Source organism: Shinella sp., assembly GCF_035998705.1.
Classification (GTDB): domain Bacteria; phylum Pseudomonadota; class Alphaproteobacteria; order Rhizobiales; family Rhizobiaceae; genus Shinella.
The window spans coordinates 46,284-72,496 of sequence record NZ_DASYHH010000005.1; the positions used below are offsets into that span (position 1 = coordinate 46,284).

Annotated in this window: 28 protein-coding genes; 6 read left to right on the top strand and 22 right to left on the bottom strand. The window is 64.0% G+C overall.

The features are described from left to right. Together trpB and VGN93_RS00875 are read right to left on the bottom strand one after the other, a co-directional pair. On the bottom strand, window positions 1-1,221 hold the full coding sequence (trpB, locus tag VGN93_RS00870) for a tryptophan synthase subunit beta (protein ID WP_327505949.1): 1,221 nt from the start codon (window positions 1,219-1,221) through the stop codon (window positions 1-3). Then, the gene (locus VGN93_RS00875; RefSeq protein ID WP_319323625.1) at window positions 1,218-1,892 is read right to left on the bottom strand and encodes a phosphoribosylanthranilate isomerase; all 675 of its coding nucleotides are present in this window, start codon (window positions 1,890-1,892) and stop codon (window positions 1,218-1,220) included. Before VGN93_RS00875 ends, trpB begins: the two co-directional genes overlap by 4 nt. Before the next feature lie 141 nt (window positions 1,893-2,033). Here VGN93_RS00875 and VGN93_RS00880 point away from each other — a divergent pair, with 141 nt between their 5' ends. Further along, window positions 2,034-2,228: a YqaE/Pmp3 family membrane protein gene (locus VGN93_RS00880; RefSeq protein ID WP_327505950.1), complete on the top strand. Its 195-nt coding sequence runs from the start codon at window positions 2,034-2,036 to the stop codon at window positions 2,226-2,228. A gap of 13 nt (window positions 2,229-2,241) precedes the next feature. Here VGN93_RS00880 and VGN93_RS00885 read toward each other — a convergent pair whose 3' ends face one another. The 9 genes from VGN93_RS00885 to VGN93_RS00925 form a co-directional block, all read right to left on the bottom strand. Further along, complete coding sequence (locus tag VGN93_RS00885; RefSeq protein WP_327505951.1) at window positions 2,242-3,003, bottom strand: SprT family zinc-dependent metalloprotease; 762 nt, start codon at window positions 3,001-3,003, stop codon at window positions 2,242-2,244. Between the two features lie 100 nt (window positions 3,004-3,103). Next, the gene (locus VGN93_RS00890; RefSeq protein WP_327505952.1) at window positions 3,104-3,541 is read right to left on the bottom strand and encodes a DUF2852 domain-containing protein; all 438 of its coding nucleotides are present in this window, start codon (window positions 3,539-3,541) and stop codon (window positions 3,104-3,106) included. 128 nt (window positions 3,542-3,669) lie between these two features. Further along, window positions 3,670-4,959 (bottom strand): polyhydroxyalkanoate depolymerase, encoded by a 1,290-nt coding sequence (gene phaZ / locus VGN93_RS00895; protein ID WP_319323621.1) that lies wholly within the window; start codon window positions 4,957-4,959, stop codon window positions 3,670-3,672. A gap of 174 nt (window positions 4,960-5,133) precedes the next feature. Next, a complete protein-coding gene (locus VGN93_RS00900; protein WP_327505953.1) occupies window positions 5,134-6,153 on the bottom strand; it encodes a zinc-binding alcohol dehydrogenase family protein in 1,020 nt (339 codons plus the stop codon). A gap of 1 nt (window position 6,154) precedes the next feature. Continuing rightward, window positions 6,155-7,129 carry an ABC transporter permease gene (locus VGN93_RS00905; RefSeq protein ID WP_256120439.1) on the bottom strand — a complete coding sequence of 325 codons (975 nt, stop codon included), beginning with the start codon at window positions 7,127-7,129 and terminating at the stop codon, window positions 6,155-6,157. A gap of 26 nt (window positions 7,130-7,155) precedes the next feature. Continuing rightward, window positions 7,156-8,709 carry a sugar ABC transporter ATP-binding protein gene (locus VGN93_RS00910; RefSeq protein ID WP_327505954.1) on the bottom strand — a complete coding sequence of 518 codons (1,554 nt, stop codon included), beginning with the start codon at window positions 8,707-8,709 and terminating at the stop codon, window positions 7,156-7,158. Window positions 8,710-8,797: 88 nt separating this feature from the next. Further along, window positions 8,798-9,784, bottom strand: a complete 987-nt coding sequence (locus VGN93_RS00915; protein ID WP_319323617.1) for an ABC transporter substrate-binding protein — start codon at window positions 9,782-9,784, stop codon at window positions 8,798-8,800. Window positions 9,785-9,994: 210 nt separating this feature from the next. Then, a complete protein-coding gene (locus VGN93_RS00920) occupies window positions 9,995-10,441 on the bottom strand; it encodes an RbsD/FucU family protein (protein WP_319323616.1) in 447 nt (148 codons plus the stop codon). 27 nt (window positions 10,442-10,468) lie between these two features. Then, a complete protein-coding gene (locus tag VGN93_RS00925) occupies window positions 10,469-11,488 on the bottom strand; it encodes an aldo/keto reductase (protein ID WP_327505955.1) in 1,020 nt (339 codons plus the stop codon). Window positions 11,489-11,679: 191 nt separating this feature from the next. Between VGN93_RS00925 and VGN93_RS00930 the strand changes: the two genes are divergently transcribed. Both VGN93_RS00930 and VGN93_RS00935 read left to right on the top strand, forming a co-directional pair. Further along, the gene (locus tag VGN93_RS00930; RefSeq protein WP_327505956.1) at window positions 11,680-12,558 is read left to right on the top strand and encodes a GntR family transcriptional regulator; all 879 of its coding nucleotides are present in this window, start codon (window positions 11,680-11,682) and stop codon (window positions 12,556-12,558) included. 10 nt (window positions 12,559-12,568) lie between these two features. After that, entirely contained in the window at window positions 12,569-13,660 is a 1,092-nt protein-coding gene (locus VGN93_RS00935; RefSeq protein WP_327505957.1) for a mannitol dehydrogenase family protein, read from the top strand. Here the strand turns inward: VGN93_RS00935 and VGN93_RS00940 are convergent. Together VGN93_RS00940 and gabD are read right to left on the bottom strand one after the other, a co-directional pair. Next, the gene (locus tag VGN93_RS00940) at window positions 13,654-14,451 is read right to left on the bottom strand and encodes an HpcH/HpaI aldolase/citrate lyase family protein (RefSeq protein ID WP_327505958.1); all 798 of its coding nucleotides are present in this window, start codon (window positions 14,449-14,451) and stop codon (window positions 13,654-13,656) included. The genes VGN93_RS00935 and VGN93_RS00940 overlap by 7 nt on opposite strands. A gap of 67 nt (window positions 14,452-14,518) precedes the next feature. Next, window positions 14,519-15,970 carry an NADP-dependent succinate-semialdehyde dehydrogenase gene (gene gabD, locus VGN93_RS00945; protein WP_327505959.1) on the bottom strand — a complete coding sequence of 484 codons (1,452 nt, stop codon included), beginning with the start codon at window positions 15,968-15,970 and terminating at the stop codon, window positions 14,519-14,521. Between the two features lie 264 nt (window positions 15,971-16,234). On the opposite strand from gabD, the gene VGN93_RS00950 reads away from it, so the two are divergent. Further along, a complete protein-coding gene (locus VGN93_RS00950; protein WP_327505960.1) occupies window positions 16,235-16,828 on the top strand; it encodes a nitroreductase family protein in 594 nt (197 codons plus the stop codon). Window positions 16,829-16,867: 39 nt separating this feature from the next. Here the strand turns inward: VGN93_RS00950 and gyrB are convergent, their stop codons facing one another. From gyrB to VGN93_RS00975, 5 genes are all read right to left on the bottom strand, one after another. Continuing rightward, window positions 16,868-19,300, bottom strand: a complete 2,433-nt coding sequence (gene gyrB, locus VGN93_RS00955; RefSeq protein ID WP_319323609.1) for a DNA topoisomerase (ATP-hydrolyzing) subunit B — start codon at window positions 19,298-19,300, stop codon at window positions 16,868-16,870. 133 nt (window positions 19,301-19,433) lie between these two features. After that, window positions 19,434-19,814, bottom strand: coding sequence for a helix-turn-helix domain-containing protein (locus VGN93_RS00960; RefSeq protein ID WP_319323608.1), 381 nt, complete (start codon window positions 19,812-19,814; stop codon window positions 19,434-19,436). After that, window positions 19,811-20,377 (bottom strand): Smr/MutS family protein, encoded by a 567-nt coding sequence (locus VGN93_RS00965; protein WP_327505961.1) that lies wholly within the window; start codon window positions 20,375-20,377, stop codon window positions 19,811-19,813. The genes VGN93_RS00960 and VGN93_RS00965 overlap by 4 nt, the downstream gene beginning before the upstream one ends. Next, window positions 20,364-21,479: a murein transglycosylase A gene (locus tag VGN93_RS00970; protein WP_327505962.1), complete on the bottom strand. Its 1,116-nt coding sequence runs from the start codon at window positions 21,477-21,479 to the stop codon at window positions 20,364-20,366. Before VGN93_RS00970 ends, VGN93_RS00965 begins: the two co-directional genes overlap by 14 nt. A gap of 13 nt (window positions 21,480-21,492) precedes the next feature. Beyond that, window positions 21,493-22,197: a Tim44/TimA family putative adaptor protein gene (locus VGN93_RS00975; protein WP_327505963.1), complete on the bottom strand. Its 705-nt coding sequence runs from the start codon at window positions 22,195-22,197 to the stop codon at window positions 21,493-21,495. Between the two features lie 144 nt (window positions 22,198-22,341). Between VGN93_RS00975 and VGN93_RS00980 the strand changes: the two genes are divergently transcribed. Next, window positions 22,342-22,812, top strand: a complete 471-nt coding sequence (locus VGN93_RS00980) for an FxsA family protein (RefSeq protein WP_327505964.1) — start codon at window positions 22,342-22,344, stop codon at window positions 22,810-22,812. A 94-nt stretch (window positions 22,813-22,906) separates the two neighbouring features. Continuing rightward, window positions 22,907-23,383 (top strand): protein-export chaperone SecB, encoded by a 477-nt coding sequence (gene secB, locus VGN93_RS00985; RefSeq protein WP_256120455.1) that lies wholly within the window; start codon window positions 22,907-22,909, stop codon window positions 23,381-23,383. 84 nt (window positions 23,384-23,467) lie between these two features. On the opposite strand, the gene dnaQ is transcribed toward secB, so the two are convergent. The 4 genes from dnaQ to VGN93_RS01005 are packed head-to-tail and all read right to left on the bottom strand — an operon-like array spanning window position 23,468 to window position 26,208. After that, window positions 23,468-24,172, bottom strand: coding sequence for a DNA polymerase III subunit epsilon (dnaQ, locus tag VGN93_RS00990; protein ID WP_327505965.1), 705 nt, complete (start codon window positions 24,170-24,172; stop codon window positions 23,468-23,470). Next, window positions 24,172-24,762: a dephospho-CoA kinase gene (coaE, locus tag VGN93_RS00995; protein ID WP_327505966.1), complete on the bottom strand. Its 591-nt coding sequence runs from the start codon at window positions 24,760-24,762 to the stop codon at window positions 24,172-24,174. Before coaE ends, dnaQ begins: the two co-directional genes overlap by 1 nt. Continuing rightward, window positions 24,759-25,619 (bottom strand): shikimate dehydrogenase, encoded by an 861-nt coding sequence (locus tag VGN93_RS01000; RefSeq protein ID WP_327505967.1) that lies wholly within the window; start codon window positions 25,617-25,619, stop codon window positions 24,759-24,761. The genes coaE and VGN93_RS01000 overlap by 4 nt, the downstream gene beginning before the upstream one ends. Continuing rightward, the gene (locus VGN93_RS01005; RefSeq protein ID WP_327505968.1) at window positions 25,612-26,208 is read right to left on the bottom strand and encodes a Maf-like protein; all 597 of its coding nucleotides are present in this window, start codon (window positions 26,206-26,208) and stop codon (window positions 25,612-25,614) included. Before VGN93_RS01005 ends, VGN93_RS01000 begins: the two co-directional genes overlap by 8 nt. Window positions 26,209-26,213 lie beyond the last annotated feature (5 nt).

Below are 26,213 nucleotides of genomic sequence, written 5' to 3' on the forward strand. Positions count from 1 at the left end.
TTACAGCTCCATGCCGAGGATCTTGCCGACGGTGAAGATATCCTTGTCGCCGCGGCCGGAGAGGTTCATCAGGATGATCTGGTCCTTGCCCATTTTCGGGGCGCGCTTGATGACTTCGGCAATCGCGTGGCTCGGCTCCAGTGCGGGAATGATGCCTTCGAGCCTGGTCAATAGCTGGAAGGCTTCCAGCGCCTCGTCGTCCATGATCGGCACATATTCGGCGCGGCCGATCTCGTGCAGCCAGGCATGTTCGGGGCCGATGCCCGGATAGTCGAGGCCGGCGGAGATCGAATGACCTTCCTTGATCTGGCCGTCGGTATCCTGAAGCAGGTAGGTGCGGTTGCCATGCAGCACGCCCGGCGAACCGGCGGTGAGCGAGGCACAGTGCAGGTCACCGTCAAGGCCCTTGCCGCCGGCTTCGACGCCGACGATCTGGACGCTCTTGTCGTCGAGGAAGGGATGGAAGATGCCGATGGCGTTGGAGCCGCCGCCGACGGCCGCGATGACCATATCCGGCAGGCGGCCTTCGGCTTCGAGAAGCTGTTCGCGGGCTTCCGTGCCGATCACCGCCTGGAAATCGCGCACCATCTCGGGATAGGGATGCGGGCCGGCGGCGGTGCCGATCAGGTAATAGGTGTCCTCGACATTGGTGACCCAGTCACGCAACGCCTCGTTCATGGCGTCCTTCAGCGTGCCGCTGCCGGCGGTAACGGGGCGAACCTCCGCACCGAGCAGCTTCATGCGGAAGACGTTCGGCGCCTGACGCTCGACATCCGTCGCGCCCATATAGACGACGCAGGGGAAGCCGAAGCGCGCGGCGACGGTGGCAGACGCCACGCCGTGCTGGCCGGCACCGGTTTCCGCGATGATGCGCGTCTTGCCCATGCGCTTGGCGAGCAGGATCTGGCCGATGCAATTGTTGATCTTGTGCGAACCGGTGTGGTTCAGCTCTTCGCGCTTGAAATAGATTTTGGCGCCGCCGAGATGCTGCGTCAGGCGTTCGGCGAAATAGAGCGGGCTGGGGCGGCCGATATAATGGGCGCCGAGGTCCTTCAGTTCCGCCTGGAAGGCGGGGTCGGTCTTCGCCTTGTCCCATTCTTCCTGAAGCTCGAGGATCAGCGGCATCAGGGTTTCGGCAACGAAACGACCGCCGAAAATGCCGAAACGGCCGTCCTCGTCCGGACCCTCGCGGTACGAATTCAGGTTGGGTGACTGGTTCACTTGCCTCTCCCTGCGACGGCGGTCTCGCGCTCCGCTTTTCGTGCCGCTTCAAAAAACGCTTCGATCAGGCCGAGATCCTTGACACCCGGTGCGCTCTCGACGCCGGAACTGGTGTCGATGCCCGGCGCGCCGGTCAGTTGGATGGCCTCGGCGAGGTTATCCTTGTTCAGCCCACCGGAAAGCATGTAATCGACGCTTCCGTCAAGCAAATGCATCAGCGTCCAGTCGAAGGAGACGCCATTGCCGCCCGGAAGCTCCGAGCCCGCGGGGGGCTTCGCATCGAACAGGAAGCGGTCGGCAATGCCGATATAGGGCTCGACCTTCTTCAGATCGTCCGCATCGCGCACCGACAGGGCCTTCATGACCGGCAGGCCATAGACCGCCTTGACGTTCAGCACGCGCTCCGGGGTTTCGCTGCCGTGCAGCTGGAGAATGTCCGGCGAAAGCTGGTCGACGATCTCGTCGAGCGTATCATTGTCGGCATTCACCGTGACGGCGACGATTTTCACGCGGCCACGCACGCGGTCTGCCAGGCGCCCGGCATCGGACGGCTCGATGTTGCGCGGGCTCTTGGGAAAGAAGATGAAGCCGATATGCGTGGCGCCAAGCGAAACCGCCTTGTCGACGGCCTCCTCGGTCTTCAGCCCGCAGATTTTAATGTCGCGTTTCATGGGGAGGGAAGTCGCACGATTTTCCCGAAGAGTCGAGCCGAAAGACGGCGGTGGATCGCCCGAAACCGGCAACCGAACCGGCACCCTTGCATGGGCGGCGGATGGTCCCATATTCATAAAAGACATCGACCGGAGACCTCCATGCGGCTCATCATCGCCATCCTTCTGCCCTTCCTCGCATTTTTCACCATCGGACGGCCGATCGCGGGCATTATCTGCCTCATCTTGCAGATCACGCTGATCGGCTGGCTGCCGGCCGCCATCTGGGCCGTCTATGCGCTCGGGCAGTACAATACGGACCGGAAAATCCGCGACGCGATCGCCGATCGCCGCTGACTTCTGAATTGCGTCAACCGAAGTCGACCGCATGCAGCAGGCTGCCATTGCGCTTCAGCCAGCGCTTGGCGTCTTCCATCGCCGGGCAGAGCTGTTCGCAGAGCGTCCAGAAGGCGGGGCTGTGGTTCATCTCGCGCAGATGCGCCACCTCGTGGGCGGCGAGATAATCGATCACATGCGGCGGCGCCATGGCGATGCGCCAGGAAAAACTGAGCGCGCCATCCGCCGAGCAGGAGCCCCAGCGGCTGCGGGTGTCGCGCAGCGTCAGCGACTTGACCCGCTTGCCGACGCGGCCGGCGTGAACGGCGACGAGCCGGTCGAGTTCCAGCCGCGCTTCCTTCTTCAGAAAATCGCTGATGCGGCGCGGGATGCTTTCTTCCATGCCGCCGACGCGCAGCAAGGCCTCGTCATCGATGATAAGGGCTTCCGTCAGGCCGCGCAGCCGGCCCGTCGCCTCAATGCGGTGGGAGACGCCGCGGATCATGACATAACCGCCGTCGGCCAGCTCGTTGGTCGTGCGGAACTTGGCGAGCTTCGTCATCAGCCAGCCCTGATGACGATCGAGGAAATCGCGGATATCGCGCTCCGGCACGCCGTTCGGCACCGTCATCCGCAGCGCCCGGCCGCCGGGCTCTATGCGCAGCGTCAGCCGGGTCGCGCGCAGGTCGCGCCGGATGGTCAGCGGCAGGCGCCGGCCATTGACGTCGAGTTCACGCATCTCCGGCGGAGGCGGCGTCTTCAGGGCCTTGCGGGGCTTGCGAAGCGAGGAAAACATGGCACCTTTCATAGCCGATTCGGCCCCGACTGAAACGCCTTAACGAAAAACCGGCGCACGAGGCGCCGGTCGGTCGTCACGAAGAAGCCGGAGGCCGGCTTCACGTCGCCGGGAAGCCCGGGACGTCGCCGTGGCCGGAGGCGCGGCGTTCGCGCATGAAGCGGTCGAACTCCTCCTGGTCCTTGGCGCGGCGAAGCTCGCGGACATAGGAATCGAACTCTTCGCGCATCTCGTTGAGCTTGCGGCGCTCCTCGTCGAGGCGGGCGAGTTCGGCATCGCGCCAGTCGTCGAAGGCGACATTGCCGGTGGCGCTGCGGAAGGTCGAGCCGCCGCGGCGGCCGCCCCATTTGCTGCGGCAGGAGGCGAACACGCCGTCAACGGTGTCGTTGGCGTCTTTCTTGAAGGATTTCAGGCGATCGCCGAAGATGATGTAGGCAAGCATGGCTAGGCCGAGGGGCCAGAACACCACGAAGCCGAGCACCATCAGGGCGATGGTCGCAGGCGTCCAGTCCGGACGGATAAGCGCTGACTGGTTCATGTGCAATCTTCCTCACGATCGGCGGAAACCACCCTGGTTTCCGATGATTCCGATGTGGGCAGAGCGCGGATCGCGTTCAAGACAATGCCCGCTAAATTCGGGCAAGTGCCTGAAAGCGGCCCAGAAAATCAGGCGGCAGCGCCCGATTTCCCACCCTTGATGACGCGCGGCACCGGTTTTGCCTTCTCGCTGCGCGCATGCTCGGCGATGAAGGACAGGATGCGCGGCGCGATCTCCTTGCGGAAACGCGAGCCGTTGAAGACGCCGTAATGGCCGACATCCGGCTGCATGTAGTGCATGCGCATGTCGTCGGGAATGTTGGTGCAGATGGTCTGCGCCGCCTGGGTCTGGCCGACGCCGGAAATGTCGTCGTTCTCGCCTTCGACGGTCAGCAGCGCCACCTTGCGGATCGCCGTCGTGTCGACGGGCCGCGTGCGGTGCATCATCTCGCCCTTCGGCAGAGAATGCTTCATGAACACCGTTTCGACTGTCTGGAGGTAGAATTCCGCCGTCAGGTCCATGACCGCCAGATATTCGTCGTAGAAATCGCGGTGCTTTTCCGCCGCGTCGCCGTCGTTCTTCACGAGATGGGCGAAGAACTCCTTGTGGGCGACGACGTGGCGGTCGAGGTTCATCGACATGAAGCCGGACAATTGCAGGAAGCCCGGATAGACCATGCGCATGAAGCCCGGCTGCGGCCACGGCACCGGCATGATGACATTGTCGCGGAACCAGTCGATCGGCTTTTCTTCCGCCAGCTTGTTGACGGCGGTCGGGTTGATGCGCGTGTCGATCGGCCCGCCCATCAGCGTCATGGTCGAGGGCGACAGCGGATCGTCGTCGGCTTCCATGACGGCGACGGCGGCCAGCACCGGCACGGCCGGCTGGCAGACGGCGATGACATGGGTATCGGGCCCCAGCGCATGCAGCATCTGGATAATATAGTCGATATAATCGTCGAGATCGAAGGTGCCGTCGGAGAGCGGCACCATGCGCGCGTCGATCCAATCGGTGATGTGCACTTCCGCATGCGGCAGCAGCGCTTCGACGGTGCCGCGCAGGAGCGTGGCATAATGGCCGGACATCGGCGCGACGATCAGCACTTTCGGATCGCGGCGGTGGCCGGCCGGCAGACAGCGCTCGAAATGCACGAGATTGCAGAAGGGCTGCTTCCAGACGACCTTCTCATGCACGGAAATGCTCTTGCCGTCGATGAGCGTGGTGGGGAGGTCGAATTCGGGCTTGCCGTAGCGCCGGGTCGAGCGTTCGAGGACCTCGAAGCCCGCGGCCATGGTGCGGCCGAAATAGGTGTGCGAGATGGGATTGAGCGGGTTGCGATAGGCCATCCGCATCTGGTCCGCGACCGCGCGCCAGGGCGCCATCATCGCATGGTTCATTTCGTAAAGCTGATAATACATTGAACGCGACACCCCGTCTTGGACAGTGCAGGCCGGAATGGCCGCCTCGTCCGGATCATCCCGGTTTCCGCAGGTGCGAAAGACTAACACGTTTTCGCTGCGGAGCAACAGACCGGAACCGACCGGTCCGAGGGCATGGTAGGCCGCAGACCTTTCGCGGACATGAACGGCCGTTCAGTCCGATGCGATGCGCACGATCGCCTTGATAAGGCCCGCTTTTTCCGTCGCCCAGCGGGCGAGGTCCACGGGGACGCGGTCGAGCGTGGTGCGGTGCGTGACGAGCGCCTCGACCGGCACCTGGCCGGCACGGATATTCGCCATCACATGCTCGAAATCGGCCCGCGTGGCATTGCGGCTGCCGACCAGCGTCATCTCCCGCTTGTGGAATTCCGGATCGGAAAAGCGGATCTCGTCCTTGACCACGCTGACCAGCACCAGCGCCCCGCCATGGGCGACATGGGCAAAGGCTGCCTCGATCGATTTTGCATAACCCGTCGCGTCGAAGACCACATCGAAACCATCGCCGCCGGTTGCGGCGGATACCGCCTCGGGGGCGGTGTCTCCTGCAAGAATGCCGCCGGCAAAACCGAACCGCTCCGCCGCCATGGCGAGGCGTTCGGGGGATGTGTCCATCAGCGTCACCGCATGGCCGGCGATACGCGAGAAGAGCGCGGCGCCGAGCCCGATCGGCCCGGCGCCGATGACCAGCGCGCGAGACCCGGCAGCCGCCTGCGAACGGCGGACCGCGTGAGCACCGATCGCCAGGAATTCCACGGTCGCGGCCGCTTCCAGCGAAAGACCGTCAGCCGGATAAAGATTGCCCGCCGGCAGCACGATTTCCTCGCAGAAGGCACCATCCATGTGCACGCCGAGCACGCGGATCGCCACGCAGCAGTTCGGCTTGCCCTGCCGGCAGGCGACACAGGTGCCACACGAGAGGTAGGGGTTGACGACGACGGGGGCGCCAACGGGGAACGCGCTCGTGCCGGAATCCAGGACGGTGGCGGAAACTTCGTGGCCCATCACCCGCGGGTATTCGAGGAACGGATGTTTGCCCTCGAAAATATGGTAGTCGGTGCCGCAGATGCCGACATGGCTGACGGCGAGGCGCACCCAGCCTTCCGGAAGGGTAGCCGGATTCTGACGCTCGACCACCTCCAGTCGGCCGGGTTCGACGCAAACGATGGTTTTCATCTCAACGGCTTCCGCGGCGGCGCAGCTGGTCGAAATAGACGATGACGATGATCAGCAGGCCGGTGATGATGCGCTGCCAGAACGAGTTGACGTTCAGGAGGTTGGCGCCGTTGTTGATGGTCGCCAGGATGAAGGCGCCGAGCAGCGGCCCGTGCACGGAGCCGACCGCGCCGAACAGGCTGGTACCGCCGATGACCGAGGAGGCGATCGCCTGCAATTCCCAGCCTTCCGCCTGCGTGGCGTTGCCGATGCCGATGCGCGAGGCGAGCAGCAGGCCGACGAAGGCGGCGCAGGTGGCCGACAGGATATAGGCGAGATAGATCGTGCGGTTGACATTGACGCCGGAAAGCCGCGCCGCCTCGGCATTCGAGCCGACCGCGAAGAGATAGCGCCCCCAACGGGAAAGGTGCAGGAAGACGAAAGCCGGGATCGCCACCAGGATGACCATCCAGAACAGGCTCGGCACGCCGAGGAAATCGGTGCGCGAGAAGTTGGTGAAGCCCTCGTGGTTGATCGAGATCGTCGAGCCATTGGTGATGAGCAGGCCGATGCCGCGCAGCGAGGTGAGCGTGGCGAGCGTGATGATGAAGGGCGGCAGGCCCATGCGCACGATGCCGAAACCATGGAAGGCGCCGATCGCCACGCCCATCAGCAACGTCAGGATGATCGCCGCCCAGAGCGGCACGCCCGCCTGGAGCAGCCAGGCGACGATGACGCTGGTGAAGCCGACGATGGCGCCGACCGAGAGGTCGATGCCGGCGGTGATGATCACGAAGGTCTGGCCGACCGCGAGGATCGCCGTCATGGCGCCCTGGCGCAGCAGGTTGCTGATATTGTTCGGCGACCAGAAGGCATTGGTCGACAGGCCGAGCAGCAGCCAGAGGAAAAGAAGCAGGCCGAGCAGCGTCAGGCCGAGCAGGATGTTCGTGCCCTTCTTCGGTGCCGGTGCACTTTCCGTCGTCGTCTCCACGCTCATGTTTCTTCTCCTTTATCGCGCGGCGATCAGATGCCGATGGCCTGGGTCAGGACGTCCTCGTGCGAGGCCGCCCGGTGGTCGTGGCTGGCGACGAGCCGGCCGCCGCGGAAGACGTGCAGCCGGTCGGACAGTTCGTAGACTTCCGGCAGGTAGGACGAGATGAGGATGATGCCAGCGCCCTTTTTCAGGAGTTCGCCGAACAGGCGGTAGATTTCCGCCTTTGTGCCGACATCGACGCCGACCGTCGGCTCGTCGAAGATGAACAGCCGGGCGCCATGGCTCAGCCACTTGCCGATGACGATTTTCTGCTGGTTGCCGCCGGACATGGCGGAGGCGAGCACGCGGCGCGACGGCGTCTTGATGCTGAGGTTGCGGATCTGCTGGTCGGCATTCGCCGCCTCATCGCCCTTGCGGATCACGAGCCCCGAGCTCAACCGCTTGAAGATCGGCAGGTTGATGTTGAGGCCGATCGGCAGGTTGAGGCAGAGGCCCTGGTCGCGCCGGCTTTCCGGCGCCAGCGCGATGCCGAGCTCCATCGCATCGCGTTCGTTGCGGATACCGACTTTCTTGCCGTCCCAGAAAACTTCGCCGGCCGAAAGCGGCTGGCGACCATAGAGACCGAGCGCGAATTCGCTGCGGCCGGCACCGATCAAACCATAGAGACCGACGATTTCACCCGAACGCACCGTCAGCGACACATCCTCGAAGCCGGGTCCCGAAAGCCCCTTCGTCTCGACGATGGTCTTGCCGATCGGCACCTTCTCCTTGTGGTAGATCTGCTCGATCGTGCGGTTGATCATCAGCGCGATCAGTTCGTTGTCATTGGTCTCGCTGATGAGGCGCGTGCCGACATGGGTGCCGTCGCGCAGGACCGAGACACGGTCGGCGAGTTCGAAAACTTCCTCCATGCGGTGGCTGATATAGACGATCGTCACGCCCTGATCGCGTAGCCGGCGAATGAGCCGGAAAAGCTGGGCGGATTCCTGGCGCGTCAGGTAGGCGGTCGGCTCGTCGAAGATGAGGAAGCGGATGCCGCGCATGGCGGCCTTGGCGGTGGCGACGAGCTGCTGCTGGCCGATGGTGAGGCTGCCGAGCAGGGCGCCCGCCGGCAGCAGGAAACCGAGATCGTCGAGCACGGCCTGGGCCGCGCGCTCCATGGCGCCCTTTCGCATCAGGCCGTAACGATCCATCTCGTCGCCGAGGAACATGTTGGCGGCGACGGAGAGATGCGCGCAAAGCAAGACCTCCTGGTGCACGGCATTGATGCCGCGCTTGATGGCTTCGGTGGGCGTTGCGAGCTGCACCGGCTTGCCGCACCAGAAAACCTCGCCGGCCGTGCGCCGGATAACCCCGGTCAGCAGTTTGATCAGCGTCGACTTGCCGGCGCCGTTTTCGCCGACGATGGCGTGGATTTCGCCCGCCAGGAACGTCACCGTCGCCGGCTTCAGCGCTTCGACGAGGCCGTATTTCTTTTGAAGCCCGCGCAGTTCAAGGATCGGCGCGCCGCGCGGCACCGTTTCGGATTCGGCGAGTTTCGCCTCGTCTTCGTGCCGATGGCTGAGCTCTTCAAGGCTGCTCATCGCTGTCTCCTCCCGACTGCGTGGAAAGCGTCCCGCCCGGATCATGCGGCCCGGGCGGGAGATCGTCAAACGCGCTGCGTGAACCCGATCAGATCTTCGGGTTCAGCAGGGCGTCGATCTTCGGATCGGCCATGTTTTCCTTGGTCACCAGGTTGGCGCCGGTATCGACGAAGGTTTCCACCTTCTCGCCCTTGGAGACGGCGAGCGCCGTCTTCACGCCGTCATAGCCCATGCGGTACGGATCCTGCACGACGAGGCCGGCGAGCACGCCTTCCTTGAGGAAGCCGACCGTCTTTTCGTCGCTGTCGAAGCCGATGACCTTGATCTTGTCGCCGAGCTTGTTTTCCGCGATCGCCTGGCCCACGCCCTGCGCCATGATGAGGTTGGAGGCGAAGACGCCGACGAGGTTGGGGTTGGCAGTGATGAGGTCGGTCATCATGTTGAGGCCGGTGGTCGCCTGGCCGTCCGCATATTTGTCGGCAACGACGCTGAGGCCCGGATACTTGGTCTTGATCTGATCCAGGAAGCCTTCGCGGCGCTGGTCGAGCGAGCCGACGCCCGGCAGGCTGGTGATGATGGCGATCTCGCCCTCTTCCTTGCCGGTCGCGGCCTTGACCGCCGCGGCGAGGCCATCGGCGGCGATGCGGCCGCCCTGTACGTTGTCCGTGGTCAGGAACGAGGTGAAGGCCTTGGAATCCGCGCCGGAATCGATGCCGATGATCGGCACGGACTTCGCCGCTTCGTCGACCGGCTTGCCGAGTGCCTTGAATTCCGTCGGCGAGATGACGACGGCGGCAGGACCGCCGGCGACGGCATTTTCCAGGATGCTGATCTGGCCGTTGATGTCGGATTCCGACTGCGCACCGAGTTCCGGCACGTTGACGCCGAGATCCTTGCCGGCGGCGCGTGCACCTGCAAGCACGATCTGCCAGTAGAAGGACGTGGTGTCCTTGACGATGATCGGGATGGTGACGTCCTGCGCGAAGGACGCCGCAGGGGCCATGGTGGCGAGGACTGCGGCACCCGCCAGCGCCGTAAAGGCGCGGCGAGACAGAAGCGATCTTACAATGCTCATCGGTTTCTCCTCTCTAGTGCTTCCTGTTGCTTTTGGGATCGCGTCGCAGGAAGCGAACAACTCGATCTTTTATCGATAAAAAACATTTATACGGGCAAGCTACACCCACTTATCCCGCCTGGCAAGCGGGCAATTTTCAACGGAAAAGCTGGTATTCCAAGCGTTCCAGTCCATGCCACCCGTCCTCCCAAACGGTGGCCGCCGAGCCTCTCAGACCCGGAAGACCTCATGCGGGTGCACGACACCCTTCTTCAGAATGATATTGCCATAAAGCCGGAATTCCGTCGTGGCGACAATATAGGCGGCCTTTTTCGCCATCTCGTAGAAGGCGAAACGTTCCACCGCATGCACCGTAAAATCGCCGGCCAGCCGATGCACGAGGTCCTGGAAGGTCACGCAGACATCCGGCACCGCCGCCGGATCGCCGACGACCTCCATGCGCCATGCGGCCTCGGGCACGAAAGTATCGAGCGGCATGTGGGCAAGAATGGCCTCGGTGATCGACACCGCATCGACGCCGTCCGCCCGAATCACGTTCGGGCCGAGAAAACTCGACGGAAAGTTCGCGTCGGCAATGACGATGTCGTCGCCATGGCCCATGGTCCTGATCGCGTGCAGCAGGTCCGGCCCGAGCAGCGGATGAATGCCCTTCAACATGGTTCTGCCGATCCTCCCAGATCGAAATCATTGCCGGACGGCGTTTTCTCCCAGGTCCGGCGCGACGAGTGTATGCGGCTCGAAAGCCGGGTAAATGTCTTTCGAAAACGTCATGCGCGCGAGCGCCATATTGCGGTGAAGGCTCTCCGGCTTCGCCGTGCCGAGAAGCACGCAGGCGACCGCCGGATGCTCCAGCGGAAATTTCAGCGCCGGTGCGGCGAGCGGAACGTGGTTTTCCCGTGCGATCTCCATCATCGCACGGACCTTGCCCGCGACTTCCGGCGTTGCCGGCATATAGTCGAAATGCGCACCGTCCACCGGCCCCGTCGCCAGGATGCCGGAATTGAACACGCCGCCCACCACCAGCGAGATGCCCTTCGCTTCGCAGAGCGGCAGAAGGTCGGCCGCCGCGGAACGGTCGAGCAGCGTGTAACGTCCGGCGAGCAGGATGCAGTCGAGATCGGCGTGGCGCAGCACATCCAGGCAGACCGGCACCTCGTTGACGCCAAGCCCGAAGGCCTGGATGGCGCCGGAGGACTTCAGCTCCTCCAAAGCCTTCAAGCCGGTATCGAGAAGCTGGCGCAGGTGAAAGGCGTTGCGCTCGGCACCGTGCGTATAGACGCCGATATCGTGCACATAGAGCATGTCGATGCGGTTCAGCCCGAGCCGCGCATGGCTGAGTTCGACGGAGCGCATGATACCGTCATAGCTGTAATCGTAGCGAACATCGAAGGGCAGCGGGTCGACATAGCCGTAGGCCGGCACCTTGTCGTCGGCGACGGGAACCATGATACGGCCGACCTTGCTGGAGAGCACGTAGCCGCCCTTCGGCTTGTCGCGCAGGAAATCGCCGGTGCGGCGCTCCGCCAGGCCGAAACCGTACCAGGGCGCGGTATCGAAATAGCGCACGCCCTCCTGCCAGGCGGCATCGAGCGTCGCCATCGCCGCATCACGCGGGCAGGCCCGGTAGAGCCCGCCAAGCGCTGCGGTGCCGAAACCATATTCGGTCACGGCCAGGCCTGTCCTGCCGATCGTCCGCGTCTTCATGCATCCTCCCGGCCGGCGTCCTCCCGCCGGCTTTGTCTTTTATCGGCAATAGACAGATCGTCGTCAATGGGTAATATGCTGGAAGGAGGAAACGGGAGGATGCGGACGGGCGGACGCGATGCGGCCAACCGTCTGGTCATTTGCCCGCTCAGCCATTAAGGGACGCGACATCCCAGGAACCGGCAGCACCCATGGCCAAACAGAACAATGTCTTCAAGGACGCCTTCAATCGCTGCGTAAAACTGCTCGATCAATCGGCAAGCCTGCCCTCGGAGCCGGAGCTTGGTGCCGCACTCGGCGTCAGCCGCACCACCGTGCGCGCGATCCTGACCCGGCTTGAAGATGTCGGGCTGCTGACCTGGGAAAAGCGCCGCAAGATCGTGCTGCGCAAACCGCTCGCCTCCGATTATTTTCCGACCGAGGAAACGGATTCGCTCTCAGAAATCATCGAGCGCAGCTTCATGCGCCGGATTCTCGCCGGCGGCGCCGAGCCGGGCATGCAGATCAACGAACTGGAACTGGCGCGCGAGATCGGCATCGGCACGACCAGCGTGCGCGAATTCCTCATCCGTTTCAGCCGCTTCGGCCTCATCGAGAAACGACCGAACAGCCATTGGGTGCTGAAGGGTTTCACCCGCGAATTCGCGCTGGAACTGACGGAGGTGCGCGAAATGTTCGAGCTGCGCTCGGCCGCCGCCTTCGCGCGCCTGCCGGCGGAGCACCCCGCCTGGCTGGAACTCGATGCGATCGAGGCGGTGCATCATGCCATTCTGGGCGATATCGAAAATCGTTATCCGGATTTTTCCGAGCTCGACGAGCGCTTCCACTTGCTGGTGCACCGGGCCTCGAAAAACCGTTTCATCGTCGATTTCTACGACGTCATCGCCATCGTCTTCCACTATCACTACCAGTGGAACAAGACGAATGCGCGCCAGCGCAATGCGCGGGCGCTGGAAGAACACCTCGTCTATATCGCTGCACTTCGCTCCCGTGATTCGGTGCAGATCGAGGATGCCTGCCGGCGCCATCTGAAATCGGCGCGCGAAACCCTGCTGCAATCCATCAACTGACGAGACCGCCATGCGCACACCCATCCTGCAATTCGGAACCAGCCGCTTTTTGCAGGCCCATGCGGATCTCTTCGTCGGCGAAGCGCTTGAGCGCGGCGAGGCGCTCGGCCGCATCACGGTCGTCCAGACGACGGGTTCGCCGGAGCGCGCCGGCCGGCTTGCCGCCCTTGCCGCACCGGGCGGCTTTCCGGTCATCGTGCGCGGGCGCAGGGACGGCCGGGAGATCGACCGCGAACAGCGCGTCACCAGCGTCGCCCGCACGCTTTCGGCGGCGAGCGACTGGGACGAGGTCATCCGCGTCTTCTGCGATGAAGCAGAGGTCGTGCTCTCCAATACCGGCGATACCGGCTACAGGATCGGGTCGGCCGATCTCGCCGGCACGGTGCCGGCCTCCTTTCCGGGGAAATTGCTGGCGCTGCTGCATGCCCGCTTTCAGGCGGGCGGGCGGCCGCTGACCATGCTTCCCTGCGAACTCATCTCGCGAAACGGCGAGGTGCTGAAGCGGCTCGTGCTCGGGCTGCAAGCCGATCGTTACCCGGATTCCGCATTTTCGGCCTGGCTATCCGAAAAGGTGACCTGGGCGAATACGCTGGTCGACCGCATCGTTTCTGAGCCCATCGAGCCGGCCGGCGCGATTGCGGAACCCTATGCGCTGTGGGCGATCGAAAACCAGCCAGGCCTGACCGTGCCATGCAGGCATGCGAACATTCTCGTCGTCGACGACCTGACGCCCTACGAAAAGCTCAAGCTGCACGTCCTCAATCTCGGCCACACCGTGCTGGCGGATATCTGGATGAAGGAGAACCGCCCGGCGGACGAGACGGTGAAAGCGATCCTCAACGATGCCGGCATTCGCGAGCGGCTTCTGACGATCTATCAGGATGAGGTGATTCCCGGTTTCGCCGCCAAGGGGCTGGGCAGACAGGCGGAAGACTATGTGGCGGCGACGCTGGAGCGTTTCGACAATCCGTTTCTGGAGCACCGCATGCGCGAGATCGCCAACCACCATGCGGAAAAGCTCGTTCGCCGCATCGTCGACTTCAAGGCCTGGACGCCGGATGTGCCCATGCCGAGGCTCACGGCCATCGCGGCGGCTCAGTAGCCCCCGCGTTCGCCCGTCTTCTCCTCGCCGAGGAAGCGGCGGCGCAGGCTGTCGGCCGCCGACACGAGGCAGGTGACGTCGGTGCCGATCGCCATGAAGTCCGCGCCGAGATCGCGGTAGATTTCGGCCTGCGGCAGCGACACGGTCATGATGCCGCGCGCCTTGCCCGCCGCCCTGATGCGCTGAAAGGCATCGGTGATCGCCGCCAGCACCTCCGGCGCGCCGGGCTCGCCGAGCAGGCCCATGTCGGCGGCGAGGTCCGACGGGCCGATGAACAGGCCGTCGACGCCCTCCACCGCGGCGATCTCGTCGATCGCGGCGAGGCCGGCCCGGCTTTCGATCTGCACAATCAGGCAGATTTCTTCATTGGCGGTCGCAAGATAATCCGGCACACGGTTGAAATCGCTGGCCCGGCCGAGACCTGCGCCGACACCGCGAATGCCATGGGGCGGATAACGCACGGCGCGCACCAGCGCCTCCGCCTCGGCCGCCGATTCGACCATCGGAATGAGGAAGGTCTGCGCACCCTGATCGAGCAGCTGCTTCAACAGCCAGGCCTCGCCCATCGGCGGACGCACCATGGCGTGGCTCGGCGAATGACGCAGCGCGCCGATCTGCGCGCTGATCAGCGGCATGTCGTTCGGGCCATGTTCGCCGTCGATCAGCAGCCAGTCATACCCGCTGCCCGAGAGGATTTCCGCGGCATAGGCGCTGCCGAGCGCCACCCACAGGCCGAGCTGGAACCGGCCCTCGCGAAGGGCTGCCTTGAAGGCGTTTCTGGGTGCTGCCACGATCTTTCCCTCTCAAAACGGCAACCGGCCGGCATGGCGCCGGCCGGGTTTTCATACAGGATGCTGCTCAGGCGATGCCGCCGAGGCAGACATATTTGACTTCCATGAACTCCTCGATGCCGTATTTCGAGCCTTCGCGGCCGAGACCGGACAGCTTGACGCCGCCGAAGGGGGCTTCCGCCGTGGAGATCAGGCCGGTATTGACGCCGACCATGCCATATTCCAGCGCCTCGGCGACGCGGAAGACGCGCGACAGCTCCTTGGCGTAGAAATAGGAGGCGAGGCCGAATTCCGTGCCGTTCGCCTGGGCGATGACGTCGTCCTCGTCCTTGAAGCGGAAGAGCGGCGCGACCGGCCCAAAAGTCTCTTCGCGGGCGACGGCCATGTCGGTCGTCACGTCGGCGATGACGGTCGCCTCGTAGAAGGTGCCGCCGAGCGCATGGCGCTTGCCGCCCTGCACGACCCGGCCGCCCTTCTTCAGCGCATCCGAAACATGTTCCTCGACCTTTTCCAGCGCCGACTGGTCGATCAGCGGGCCGAGCACCACGCCTTCGTCAAAACCGTTGCCGGTCTTCAGCTTGCCGACAGCGTTGGCGAGCTTTTCGGAGAAGGCGTCATAGACCGCATCCTGCACATAGATGCGGTTGGCGCAGACGCAGGTCTGGCCGTTGTTGCGGAACTTGGCGATCAGCGCGCCTTCGACGGCCGCATCGAGATCCGCATCGTCGAAGACGATGAAGGGCGCATTGCCGCCAAGTTCGAGGCCGAGCTTCTTGATGGTCGGGGCGCACTGCTTGTAGAGCTCGGCGCCGATTCCCGTCGAGCCGGTGAAGGTGAGCTTGCGCACGACCGGGTTGGCGGTCATCTCCGCGCCGATCTCGCGGGCCGAACCCGTGATGACGCTGAACAGGCCGGCGGGCAGGCCGGCGCGCTCGGCGAGGATGGCGATGGCGATGGCGGAGAACGGCGTCTGCGAGGCAGGCTTCAGCACCATGGCGCAGCCGGCGGCGAAGGCCGGGCCTGCCTTGCGGGTGATCATGGCATTCGGGAAGTTCCACGGCGTGATCGCCGCGACGACGCCGATCGGCTGCTTCATCACCAAGAGGCGCTTATCCTTCTGGTGGCCGGGGATGATATCGCCATAGACGCGGCGCGCCTCTTCGGCGAACCACTCGACGAAGCTCGCGCCATAGACGATTTCGCCGGTGGCTTCCGCCAGCGGCTTGCCCTGTTCCATCGTCAGGATGCAGCCGAGATCGTCCTTGTTCTCGATCATCAGGTCGAACCACTTGCGCAGCACGGCCGAACGTTCCTTGGCGGTGCGGGCGGCCCAGCCCTTCTGGGCGGCGGCAGCGGCGTCGATCGCTTCCTTCGTCTCCTTCGCGCCCAGTTTCGGCACGTAGCCGACGAGTTCGCCGGTCGCGGGGTTCTTCACCGCTATGCCGCTCGAATCCGCTTCGATCCAGCGGGTGCCCACCAGGGCTGCCTGGCGAAGCAGGCTCGGGTCTTTGAAGCTCATCGGATATCTCCCATTTCGCGATGCCGTTCTGACGTGTTCGCCAAGCGTTATATTGCCTCCGCCCCCCGTTCGACAATGCGACAGAGAGTTGATTTTACCGCTTCGCGCGGGCGGGCGCCGGGTCTAGAATATGCCTGGTTCAGAACGAACCAGGCATATTCTAGATTCTTTTGTTTTCGTTTGTCTTTTCGGGAAAACCGGTCTCCACTTTTCCCTGACAAACTCTAGAGTTCCCCCGGAAAAACCCGACATTCGAGGATAACAATGACTGAAAAGACCGGCCGCACCGCAGATCACGCCATCGACCCCATTTTCCTCGACCGCTGGTCGCCGCGCGCCTTCACCGGCGAGGCCATGCCGCAGGAGACGCTGCTGTCGCTGTTCGAAGCGGCGCGCTGGGCGCCGTCTGCCGCCAACGGCCAGCCCTGGCGCTTCGTCTACGGCCATCGCGGCAACGAGGCCTTCGAGACGATCTTCCAGACGCTCGACGAGGGCAACCGCCGCTGGGCGGACAAGGCCGCCGTGCTCGCCGTGATCATCTCCCAGACCCACCGCAAGAATGCCGACGGCGAGATGCGGCCGGCCTATACCCACGCCTTCGACACCGGTGCTGCCTGGGCCTATCTCGCCCTCCAGGCGATCCATGCCGGCTACCATGCCCATGGCATGGGCGGCATCGACCGCGCGAAGGCCATGGACGTTCTGGGGGTTCCGGACAGTTTTCGCGTAGAGGCGGCGGTCGCCATCGGCAAGATTGCGCCCAAGGAGACGCTGCCGGAAGACCTGATGAAGCGCGAGGTGCCGAGCGGGCGCAAGCCGGTCGAAGAGTTCATTTCCGAAGGTCGCTTCAACGCCTGATCGCGAAATGAAAGAGCCGCCTTTCGGCGGCTCTTTCTGTTAGATGTCGAGGTTGGCGACGCTAAGGGCGTTTTCCTGGATGAAGTCGCGGCGCGGCTCCACCTCATCGCCCATCAGGCGGGCGAAGAGGCCGTCGGCATCCGTCGCATCCGGCACCTTGACCTGCAACAGCGAGCGGACGTTCGGGTCGAGCGTCGTTTCCCAGAGCTGCTCGGCATTCATCTCGCCGAGACCCTTGTAGCGCTGCATCGACAGGCCCTTGCGGCCGGCGGCGAAGACGGCGTCAAGCAGGGCGCGCGGACCGGTGATCTCGACCTGGCCATCCTTGCGGCGCAGCACCGGCTGCACCGTGTAGGTTTCGAGGAACCGCGCCGAGAGCTGGTCGATGTGGCGGGCATCGGCCGAACCGATCAGCGCCATGTCGATATGGGCGAATTCCTTGACGCCGCGCACCATTCGCTCGAAGCGCAGGCCACCGTCCGTCGCGACCGAGCCGGTCCAGCCGCGTTCGGTTTCCTCGGCGATGAGGTCAAGCCGGCGGGCCACCTCCTCAGCCTTGGCGGCATAGGCGTCGCGGTCGTGGCTGAGTTCGAGGTTCAAGGCACCGGTAATCGCCGCCTGTTCGACGATCGAACGGCTGTAGCGCGAATGCAGGCCGTCGATCAGCGTGCGCAGGCGCAGCGCGTCCTGGATCAGCTCGCGGATATCCTGGCCGGCGCGCACTTCGCCGGAGCCGAGCTCCAGCGTCGCATCGTCGAGACCGGCATTGATCAGGTACTCTTCCAGCGCCTTCTCGTCCTTCAGGTACTGGCTCGATTTGCCGCGCGCCACCTTATAGAGCGGCGGCTGGGCGATGTAGAGATGGCCGCGCTCGATCAGCTCCGGCATCTGCCGGAAGAAGAAGGTGAGCAGCAGGGTGCGGATATGGGCGCCGTCGACGTCGGCGTCCGTCATGATGATGATCTTGTGGTAGCGCAGCTTGTCGGCGTTGAATTCGTCCTTGCCGATCGACGTGCCGAGCGCGGTGATCAGCGTGCCGATTTCCTGGCTGGACAGCATCTTGTCGAAGCGCGCACGCTCGACGTTCAGGATTTTTCCGCGCAGCGGAAGAATGGCCTGGTTTTCGCGCGACCGGCCCTGCTTGGCCGAACCGCCCGCCGAATCACCCTCGACGAGGAAGACTTCCGACTTGGCAGGATCACGCTCGGAGCAGTCGGCGAGCTTGCCGGGCAGCGACGAGATGTCGAGCGCGCCCTTGCGCCGCGTCAGTTCGCGGGCCTTGCGCGCCGCTTCGCGGGCGGCGGCGGCTTCGACCACCTTGCCGACGAGGATCTTCGCGTCCGACGGATGTTCCTCGAACCAGGTGGAGAGCGCCTCGTTGACGAGGTTTTCGACGACCGGGCGAACCTCGGACGAGACCAGCTTATCCTTGGTCTGCGAGGAGAATTTCGGATCCGGAACCTTGACCGACAGCACCGCCGTCAGGCCTTCGCGGCAATCCTCGCCCTGCAACGTCACCTTTTCGCGCTTCATGATGCCCGACGTATCGGCATAGGAGACGACCTGGCGGGTCAGCGCGCCGCGGAAGCCCGCCATATGCGTGCCGCCGTCGCGCTGCGGGATGTTGTTGGTGAAGCAGAGCACGTTCTCGTGGTAGCTGTCGTTCCACCACATGGCCACTTCGACGGTGATGCCGTCCTTTTCGCCGCGGATGGCGATGGGCTTGGAGACCAGCGACTTCTTGGCGCGGTCGAGATAGTGCACGAAGGCTTCGAGGCCGCCCTCGTACATCAGCTCGTCCTGCTTGATATCCGAGTGGCGGCGATCGGTGAGCAGGATGCGCACGCCGGAATTCAGGAAGGCGAGTTCGCGCAGGCGGTGTTCCAGCGTCGAATAGATGAATTCGATGTTGGTGAAGGTGTCCGACGAGGGCAGGAAGGTCACTTCCGTGCCGGTCTCGTCGCCGCAATCACCGGTCACCACCAGCGGACCGTCGGCCACGCCATGGGTGAAGCTCATCTCGTGGATTTTTCCCGCGCGGCGGATCTTCAGCTTCAGCATGACCGAAAGCGCATTCACCACGGAAACGCCCACACCATGCAGGCCGCCCGAAACCTTGTAGGAATTCTGGTCGAACTTACCGCCGGCATGAAGCTGGGTCATGATGACCTCGGCCGCCGAAACGCCTTCTTCCTTGTGGATGTCGGTCGGGATGCCGCGGCCGTTGTCGGTCACCGTCACGGAACCGTCCGCATTCAGCGTGACGGTCACGATGTCCGCATGGCCGGCCAGCGCCTCGTCGATCGCGTTGTCAACGACTTCGTAGACCATGTGATGCAGACCCGAACCGTCATCGGTATCACCGATATACATGCCCGGGCGCTTGCGCACCGCATCGAGCCCCTTCAGGACCTTGATCGAATCTGCGCCATACTCGGCCGGGCCATTTTCGGTCTCGGGTGTGTCAGTCATTCAGAAGTCTTTCCAGGTTGTCGCGGAAGACGGGAAGCGCGGCGAATCACGGCTTTCCGGGTCTTGTGAATATAGGGATTTTGCCCTGAAGTTCCAAATCAGAGAGGGGGTAAACACGGCAGAATTCAGGGGATCAACGGGGTTTTGCCCGGGAATTGCATGCTTTTTCGAGAATGCCGGCAAGCCGGCGCACCGTCTCGGGCGGCAGGTTGCCGATTTCGGCCGATAGCCGGTTGGCAAAGGCCGTATATTCCGGCGGCAGGCCGGCCGTATCGACCACGACGCGGGGGTCGGAAATCTGGGCAATGCGGAAAAGTTCTTCCGCCTCGTCCCAGATCACGTTGAAATAACCGGCGACGCGCTGGAGGAAATCGAAGCTCGGCGTTCCGCGCCTGCCGTGCTCCAGCGCCGACAGATAGGCCGGGCTGACGCTGAGCGCCGCCGCCATCTCCTTCTGCGAGACGCCCTTGCGGTCGCGCAGGTGCCGCACGGCCTTGCCGAAGGGCGTCGTCATCGCTTCTCTCCCGGATGGCGGGCAAGCCGCACGTAGAGCGCCCCGTCGCCGCCATGGTTGCGCGCCGCCGGCTCGTAGGAGGAGATCAGCGGGCGGAACTCCGGCAGCGAAAACCACAGCGGCACCGCCCGCTTCAAGGCGCCGTCGCTGCCGAGCGAGGTGCCCTTGCCGGTGATGACCAGCACATGGCGCAGGCCCCGCTCATGCGCCTTGATGAGAAAGCCGAGCAGGAAACCGTGCGCCTCGCTCTGGAACATGCCGTGCAGATCGATGCGCGCTTCGAGCGCCAGGCGCCCCTTGGCGATCTTGCGCTTGACCGGGCGCTCCAGCGGATGGTGCCGGGTGTCCCTGTCGCGGGAAGGGGTGAGCGCGATGCCGTCGGCCGCCTTGCCGGCCTTCTTCTGCGGTTCCGGCTCGGGCGGCTTCTGCGCCTCGGGCTTTTGCGCGAAGACCGCCTCGAACTCCGTCAAGGCGTCGAGCTTGCCCGGCATTGCCCGCGTGCTGCGCGCCACCTTGCCCCAGAGGATGCGGTCTTCGCTGGAGAGCGCCTTATCCTTCGGCATGGAGGTATCTCTCCGCCGCCGCCCTGGGGATGAGGATGTGGAAGGTCGCGGCATTGCGGACATGCCCCGCCAGCGCCCCCGCCGCATCACCCGAACCGGTAAAGATATCGCCCCGCGCCGGGCCGACGATCGCGGTGCCGGTATCCAGCGCCAGCATCAGCCGCCGGAAGGGTTTGCCGCCATCCATATGGGTAAGGCTGTCGCTCGACAGGAAGAAGGGCAGGCCGAAGGTATGGATCAGCCGGTCGACGGCAAGCGACCGGCCGGCAACGAGTGGCACCTTGGCGGCGGCGATCGGCCCGAGCGACAGATCGTCCACCGTGGCCTGCCTGAAGAAGATGAAGGAGCGGTTGTGCCAGAGGACCTCGTCCACCTGATCCTCATGCCGCGCCAGCCAATCGCGGATCGAGGCCATGGAGATGGTGGCCGCGTCGATCTCGCCGCGATCGATCAGGAGCTTGCCGATCGGCGAGAAGGGATGGCCGGATTTGCCGGCATAGGTGATGCGCTTCACCGCTCCGTCCGGATAGACGAGCCTTGCTGCGCCCTGCACATGGGCGAAGAACACATCCACCTTCGAGCGGGCATAGGCGATTTCCAGGCCGCGGCCGGCAAGATAGCCGCGCTCGATCTCGCCGCGATCCGGATGTTCGACGATCTCACCGGCCTTTTGCAGCCCAAATGCAAAACCCGGCGCAAAACCGGCCGGGCGATTGGCGTCGTCGATATCGACCAGGTCGTCCGGCCGGGCATAGAAGGGATAGCGATATTCCACATCCGGCGCGGCGCGCACCGCCACTTCCGGCTCGTAGAAGGCGGTGACGAAACCGGGGGAGCCATCCGCCTTCTCGATCAGGAACGGCACGCAATGGGCTTCGAAGAAAGCGCGGACCGCCGCCGGGCCTTCCGGTTTTTCGTCTGCCGCCGCATCCAGCAACGCCAAAAGCTCGCCGGCGGTGATGCCGAGCGAGCCTGTCTTGTACGGTTTTACGGTGCGGATGTGGTCGCGACAGCGGTCCATCGCCGCCATCAGCGGCGTCGGATCGTCCTCGTCCCAGCCGGGAAGCGCCGAAAACCGGGCCGGAACCAGACGATATTCCATGGCTTGGCCCCGCTCAGCCTTCCGATTCTGTGGCGATCAGCTTCCAGTTCGGGTCGCGCGAGCGGATGTCGCGGGCGAAGGTCCACAGATCGTTGACCTCGGCCACCGTCTCCGCATCGCCATCGACCAGCGCGCCCGATTTGTCATAGGTGGCAGAAATCAACTGGCTGATGATGCGCAGCGTCACGTTGACTTCGCTGTCCTTGACCTCGGCGCTGACGATATCCGCCTTCTCGATGCCGACGAAGCTGGAGCGCACGACCTCGCCCTTGCTCTCGCGTTCAGAGATAGCGGCGTCGAAACCTTCGTAGACTTCGCGCGACAGGAGGTTCTTCAGCGCTTTGCGGTCGCCGTCGGCAAAGGCGACGACGATCATCTCGTAGGCCATGCGGGCGCCGTTGACGAATTCCTTCGGGACGAAGGAAGGATCGACCTTGACCACCGAGCGCAGCTGCTCATTGAGCGGCGTGCCGGGGGCGGCGAAGCCATCGACGGAGGCGTAGGGATTTTCCTCTTCGTCCGTGCCATCGCGCCGCGGCAGCGTGACCACCTTGCCGCGATCGGCCTGATCAGCCTCGCTGGCGGTCTCGCGCTTGGAGTACGGATCGAACGGCGGGCGCTCGCTGCCGGTACGCCGGCCGAGCACGCTGCGCAGCTGCAGGAAGATGACAACCGCAGCCACCAGGAAGAAAATCGTTACAAAGTCGAATGAGCCCATTATCGATCCGCAGCTGTTTTGGTTTTTCTTGTTCCTTCCCCATATAGTCCGCAAAGACCGATCATTCAAATGGCGATGACGTGAAAGCGGCCGAAACCGTGCCGCCAGTATCGGCACGCGCGAATCTGTGCGAGATTACGAGGCATGCTGAGACTTCTTATTCCTTTCTTCATTCTTCTGCTGCCGCTGGCGGAGATCGCCTGTTTCATTCTGGTCGGGCGGCGGATCGGGCTTTTTTCGACCCTGTCGCTGGTCGTGCTGTCGGCCGTCGTCGGCATCGTGCTGATGCGCATCCAGGGTTTCGGCGTGCTGTCCCGGCTGCGGCAATCGGCACAGACCGGCCGCGCGCCCGGCAAGGAGCTGCTCGACGGGGCGATGATCGTCGTTGCCGGCATCCTGCTTTTGATCCCCGGCTTCCTCACCGATATCGTCGGTCTCGCGCTGTTCCTGCCGCCGGTGCGCACCTTTCTCTGGAACCGGCTGATGCGCAACGTCGTTGTGGTCGATATCGGCGGCGCGCGACCAGATAACGGGCAAGGCAACCGGCCGAAAACCGGCCCGCAGCGCACGATCGATCTCGACGAAACCGACTTCCAGCGCGACGACCGGCCCTGAGGCGCCAAGGGTTCCAGGCGGCGGGCCGAGGGTTGTAAGGCCGGGGCCGAAATGCTAGATGGCCTGACTTTCCAGAGTCCCCGAGGATCTTTCCATGACCGACGCAGCAACCGAGAACAACGCCGCGAGCCCCTCGCTCAACATCCTGGCGCAGTATGTGAAGGACTTCTCATTCGAAAACCCCGGTGCACCGCGGTCGCTCCAGGCCCGTGACAAGGCCCCGGCGATCAATATCAGCGTCAACGTCAATGCCAACCCGATGTCGGAAACGGATTTCGACGTCATCCTCTCGCTGAATGCAGAGGCCAAGGACGGCGACAAGATGCTGTTCAACGCCGAGCTCGCCTATGGCGGCGTCTTCCGCGTTACCGGTTTCCCGCAGGAACACATGCTGCCGGTGCTCTTCATCGAGTGCCCGCGCCTGCTCTTCCCCTTCGCCCGCCAGATCATTTCCGACGCCACCCGCAACGGCGGCTTCCCGCCGCTGATGATCGACCCGATCGATTTTGCGCAGATGTTCACCCAGCGCATGGCCGAAGAACAGGTCAAGGCGAAGGTCCAGGCCAACTAAGGCCCATCGACTTCAAGGAAAAGCCCCCGGCTACCCAGTAGCCGGGGGCTTTTCTTTGCCGGGATTCTTCTGATTCGCTTGGCCTCAGGCTTCGTATTTCGCCCAGATCGCCTTGTCGCGCATCGTGGCGACCATGGCCGCATGGGCGGCACGCTCTTCCTCGGTCAGTCGCGGCGCCAGCGGCTTCGGCCGGACCCCGAGCGGCTGGACGACCTCGTCTTCCGCCTCGATCAGCGTCTTGCGGCCGCTTTCCGCCGAACCGAGGCCGAGGGCCGCCTGCCGGCCGCCGATCATTTCGATATAGACTTCGGCCAGCAGTTCCGAGTCGAGCAGCGCGCCGTGCCGCGTGCGGTGCGAATTGTCGATGCCGTAGCGCCGGCAGAGCGCATCGAGCGAATTCGGGCCCATCGGATGTTTGCGGCGCGCCAGCGCCAGCGTATCCGTCACCCGTTCCTGCAGGATCGGCGGCAGGCCGAGCCGGTCGAACTCGGCATTCATGAAGCCCATGTCGAAGTTGGCATTGTGCGCCACCCAACGGGCCTCGCCGAAGAACTCCAGGATCTGCTCGGCCACCGCGGCGAAAGGCGGTTTGTCCTTCAGGGATTCGTCCGTGATGCCGTGCACCGCCAGCGCATCGGGATGGACCTTGCGGTCGCCGGGATTGATGTAGAGGTGCAGGGTCCTTCCGGTCGGGAAATGGTTTTCCAGCTCCACGCCGCCGATTTCGATGACGCGGTCGAGCTTGCTGTCGAGGCCGGTCGTTTCCGTATCGAAGATGATCTCGCGCATCAGTCCCGTCGTCCCTTCAAAGTATCGACTGTTTCTTCCACCTGTTTGCGCGCCGCTTCAAGCCCCCCGTCGGTATGGATGAGGAAATCGGCGCGGCGTCGTTTTTCCGCATCCGGCATCTGCCGCGACAGGATGAGCGCGAATTTTTCCTCCGTCATGCCGGGGCGGGCAAGCACGCGCCGGCGCTGGGTCTCAGGATCACAGGTCACGACGACGACCTTGTCGACCCGCGCCTCGCCGCCCGTCTCGTAGAGCAGCGGAATATCGAGCAGGACGAGCGCCGAACCCTTCTGCCGCTCGGCATCGAGAAAGGCCGTTTCCCGCGCCCGCACCAGCGGATGGATGATCGCCTCCAGCTCGCGGAACCGTTCCGGCGATTGCGCCAGCACGGCCGAGAGTGCCTTGCGGTCGATGACCCCGTCTTTGAGCGCTTGCGGAAAATGCGCGGCGACGGGGGCCACGGCCTCGTTGCGATAGAGATCATGCACCGTCGCATCCGCATCGTGCACCGGCACGCCGAGATCGCGGAACATCGCCGCGGTCGTCGACTTGCCCGTTCCGATCGATCCGGTAAGGCCGAGCACGATCATCGATGCTTCTCCATGTCCTCCAGGATCAGCTGCCGCAAGGCCGCATCGACGACCGGCCGCGTGCCGAACCATTTTTCAAAGCCGGGCGCCGCCTGGTGCAACAGCATCCCAAGGCCATCCACCGTGGCAAAACCCTGCTGCTGCGCCTGGCGAAGGATCGGCGTGATCAGGGGCACATAGACGATGTCGGTGACCACCGCCCCGCCCGCAAGCGGCGAGAAATCGAAATCCGGCGCCGCCTCTCCATCCATACCAAGCGAGGTGGTGTTGACGAAGAGCCCCGCATCCTTCGAAACCTCGTGCAAGGCGCCCATGGCATGGGCATGCACCTTCGCGCCAAAACGGTCGGCGAGTTCCTGCGCCCGCTCGACGGTGCGGTTCACCACATGGATTTCGCCCACGCCCCGATCGCGCACTGCCTGGACAATCGCCCGGCTGGCACCGCCCGCCCCGAGAATGACGGCCCGCTCCGCCCTGTCCCAACCTGGCGCCGTCGCATCGAGATTGGCGAGGAAACCAAAGCCGTCCGTGTTGGTGGCGTGAAGCGCGCCCTCCTCCAGCCAGAGCGTGTTCGAAGCGCCGAGTTCTTCGCTCAGCGCATCCGGCTTGTCGGCCAGGCGAAATGCCAACTCCTTGTGCGGGATGGTGACATTGCCTCCGATGAAGCCGGATTCACCGCTTTTCAACGAGGAAAGGAAGCCGGCAAAATTCTCCGGTGCTACTTCCTGCCGTGTATATGAGCCCGCCAAACCCAGCGTTTCCAGCCAGTAGCCGTGGATCATCGGCGAGCGGGAATGTTTGACCGGATAGCCGGTGACGAAGGCGTTGCGGGTGAATGTTTCACGTGAATCATACATCGATGGCACCGAGTTCGCGAAGTTTAGCCAGCAACGGAAGCAGCGGCAGGCCGAGAATGGTGAAATAATCGCCGTCGATCCGCTCGAAAAGCTGCACGCCCTCCCCTTCGAGCTGATAGGCGCCAACGCTCGCCAGCACCCGCTCACCCACCCGTGCAAGGTGGCGATCGATGAAGGAGGCGGACAGCGGTCGCATCGTAAGATGCGCGATGGAAACGTGGCTCCAGAGCGTTTGACCGTCCCGCACCAGCGCAATGCCGCAGTTCAGCGCATGGGTGCGTCCGGACATCGCCGTCAGATGCGACTTCGCCTCGGCCATGTCGGCCGGCTTGTGAAACACCCGGCCGTCGAGCGAAAGCGTCTGGTCCGACCCGATGACGAGGGCGCCCGGAGAACGCAACGCGACATCGCGCGCCTTTTCGATCGCCAGCGCCTCGGCCACGTGCGGCGGCGTGGGATTGCGATCCGCCAGCGCCGCTTCCACCGCACGTTCGTCGATCTCGGCAGCGCGCGTTTCAAAAGCCAGTCCGGCATTCTCCATCAGCATGCGCCGGAAGGGACTTTGCGAGGCGAGGATCAGCGGCGTCATCGAAC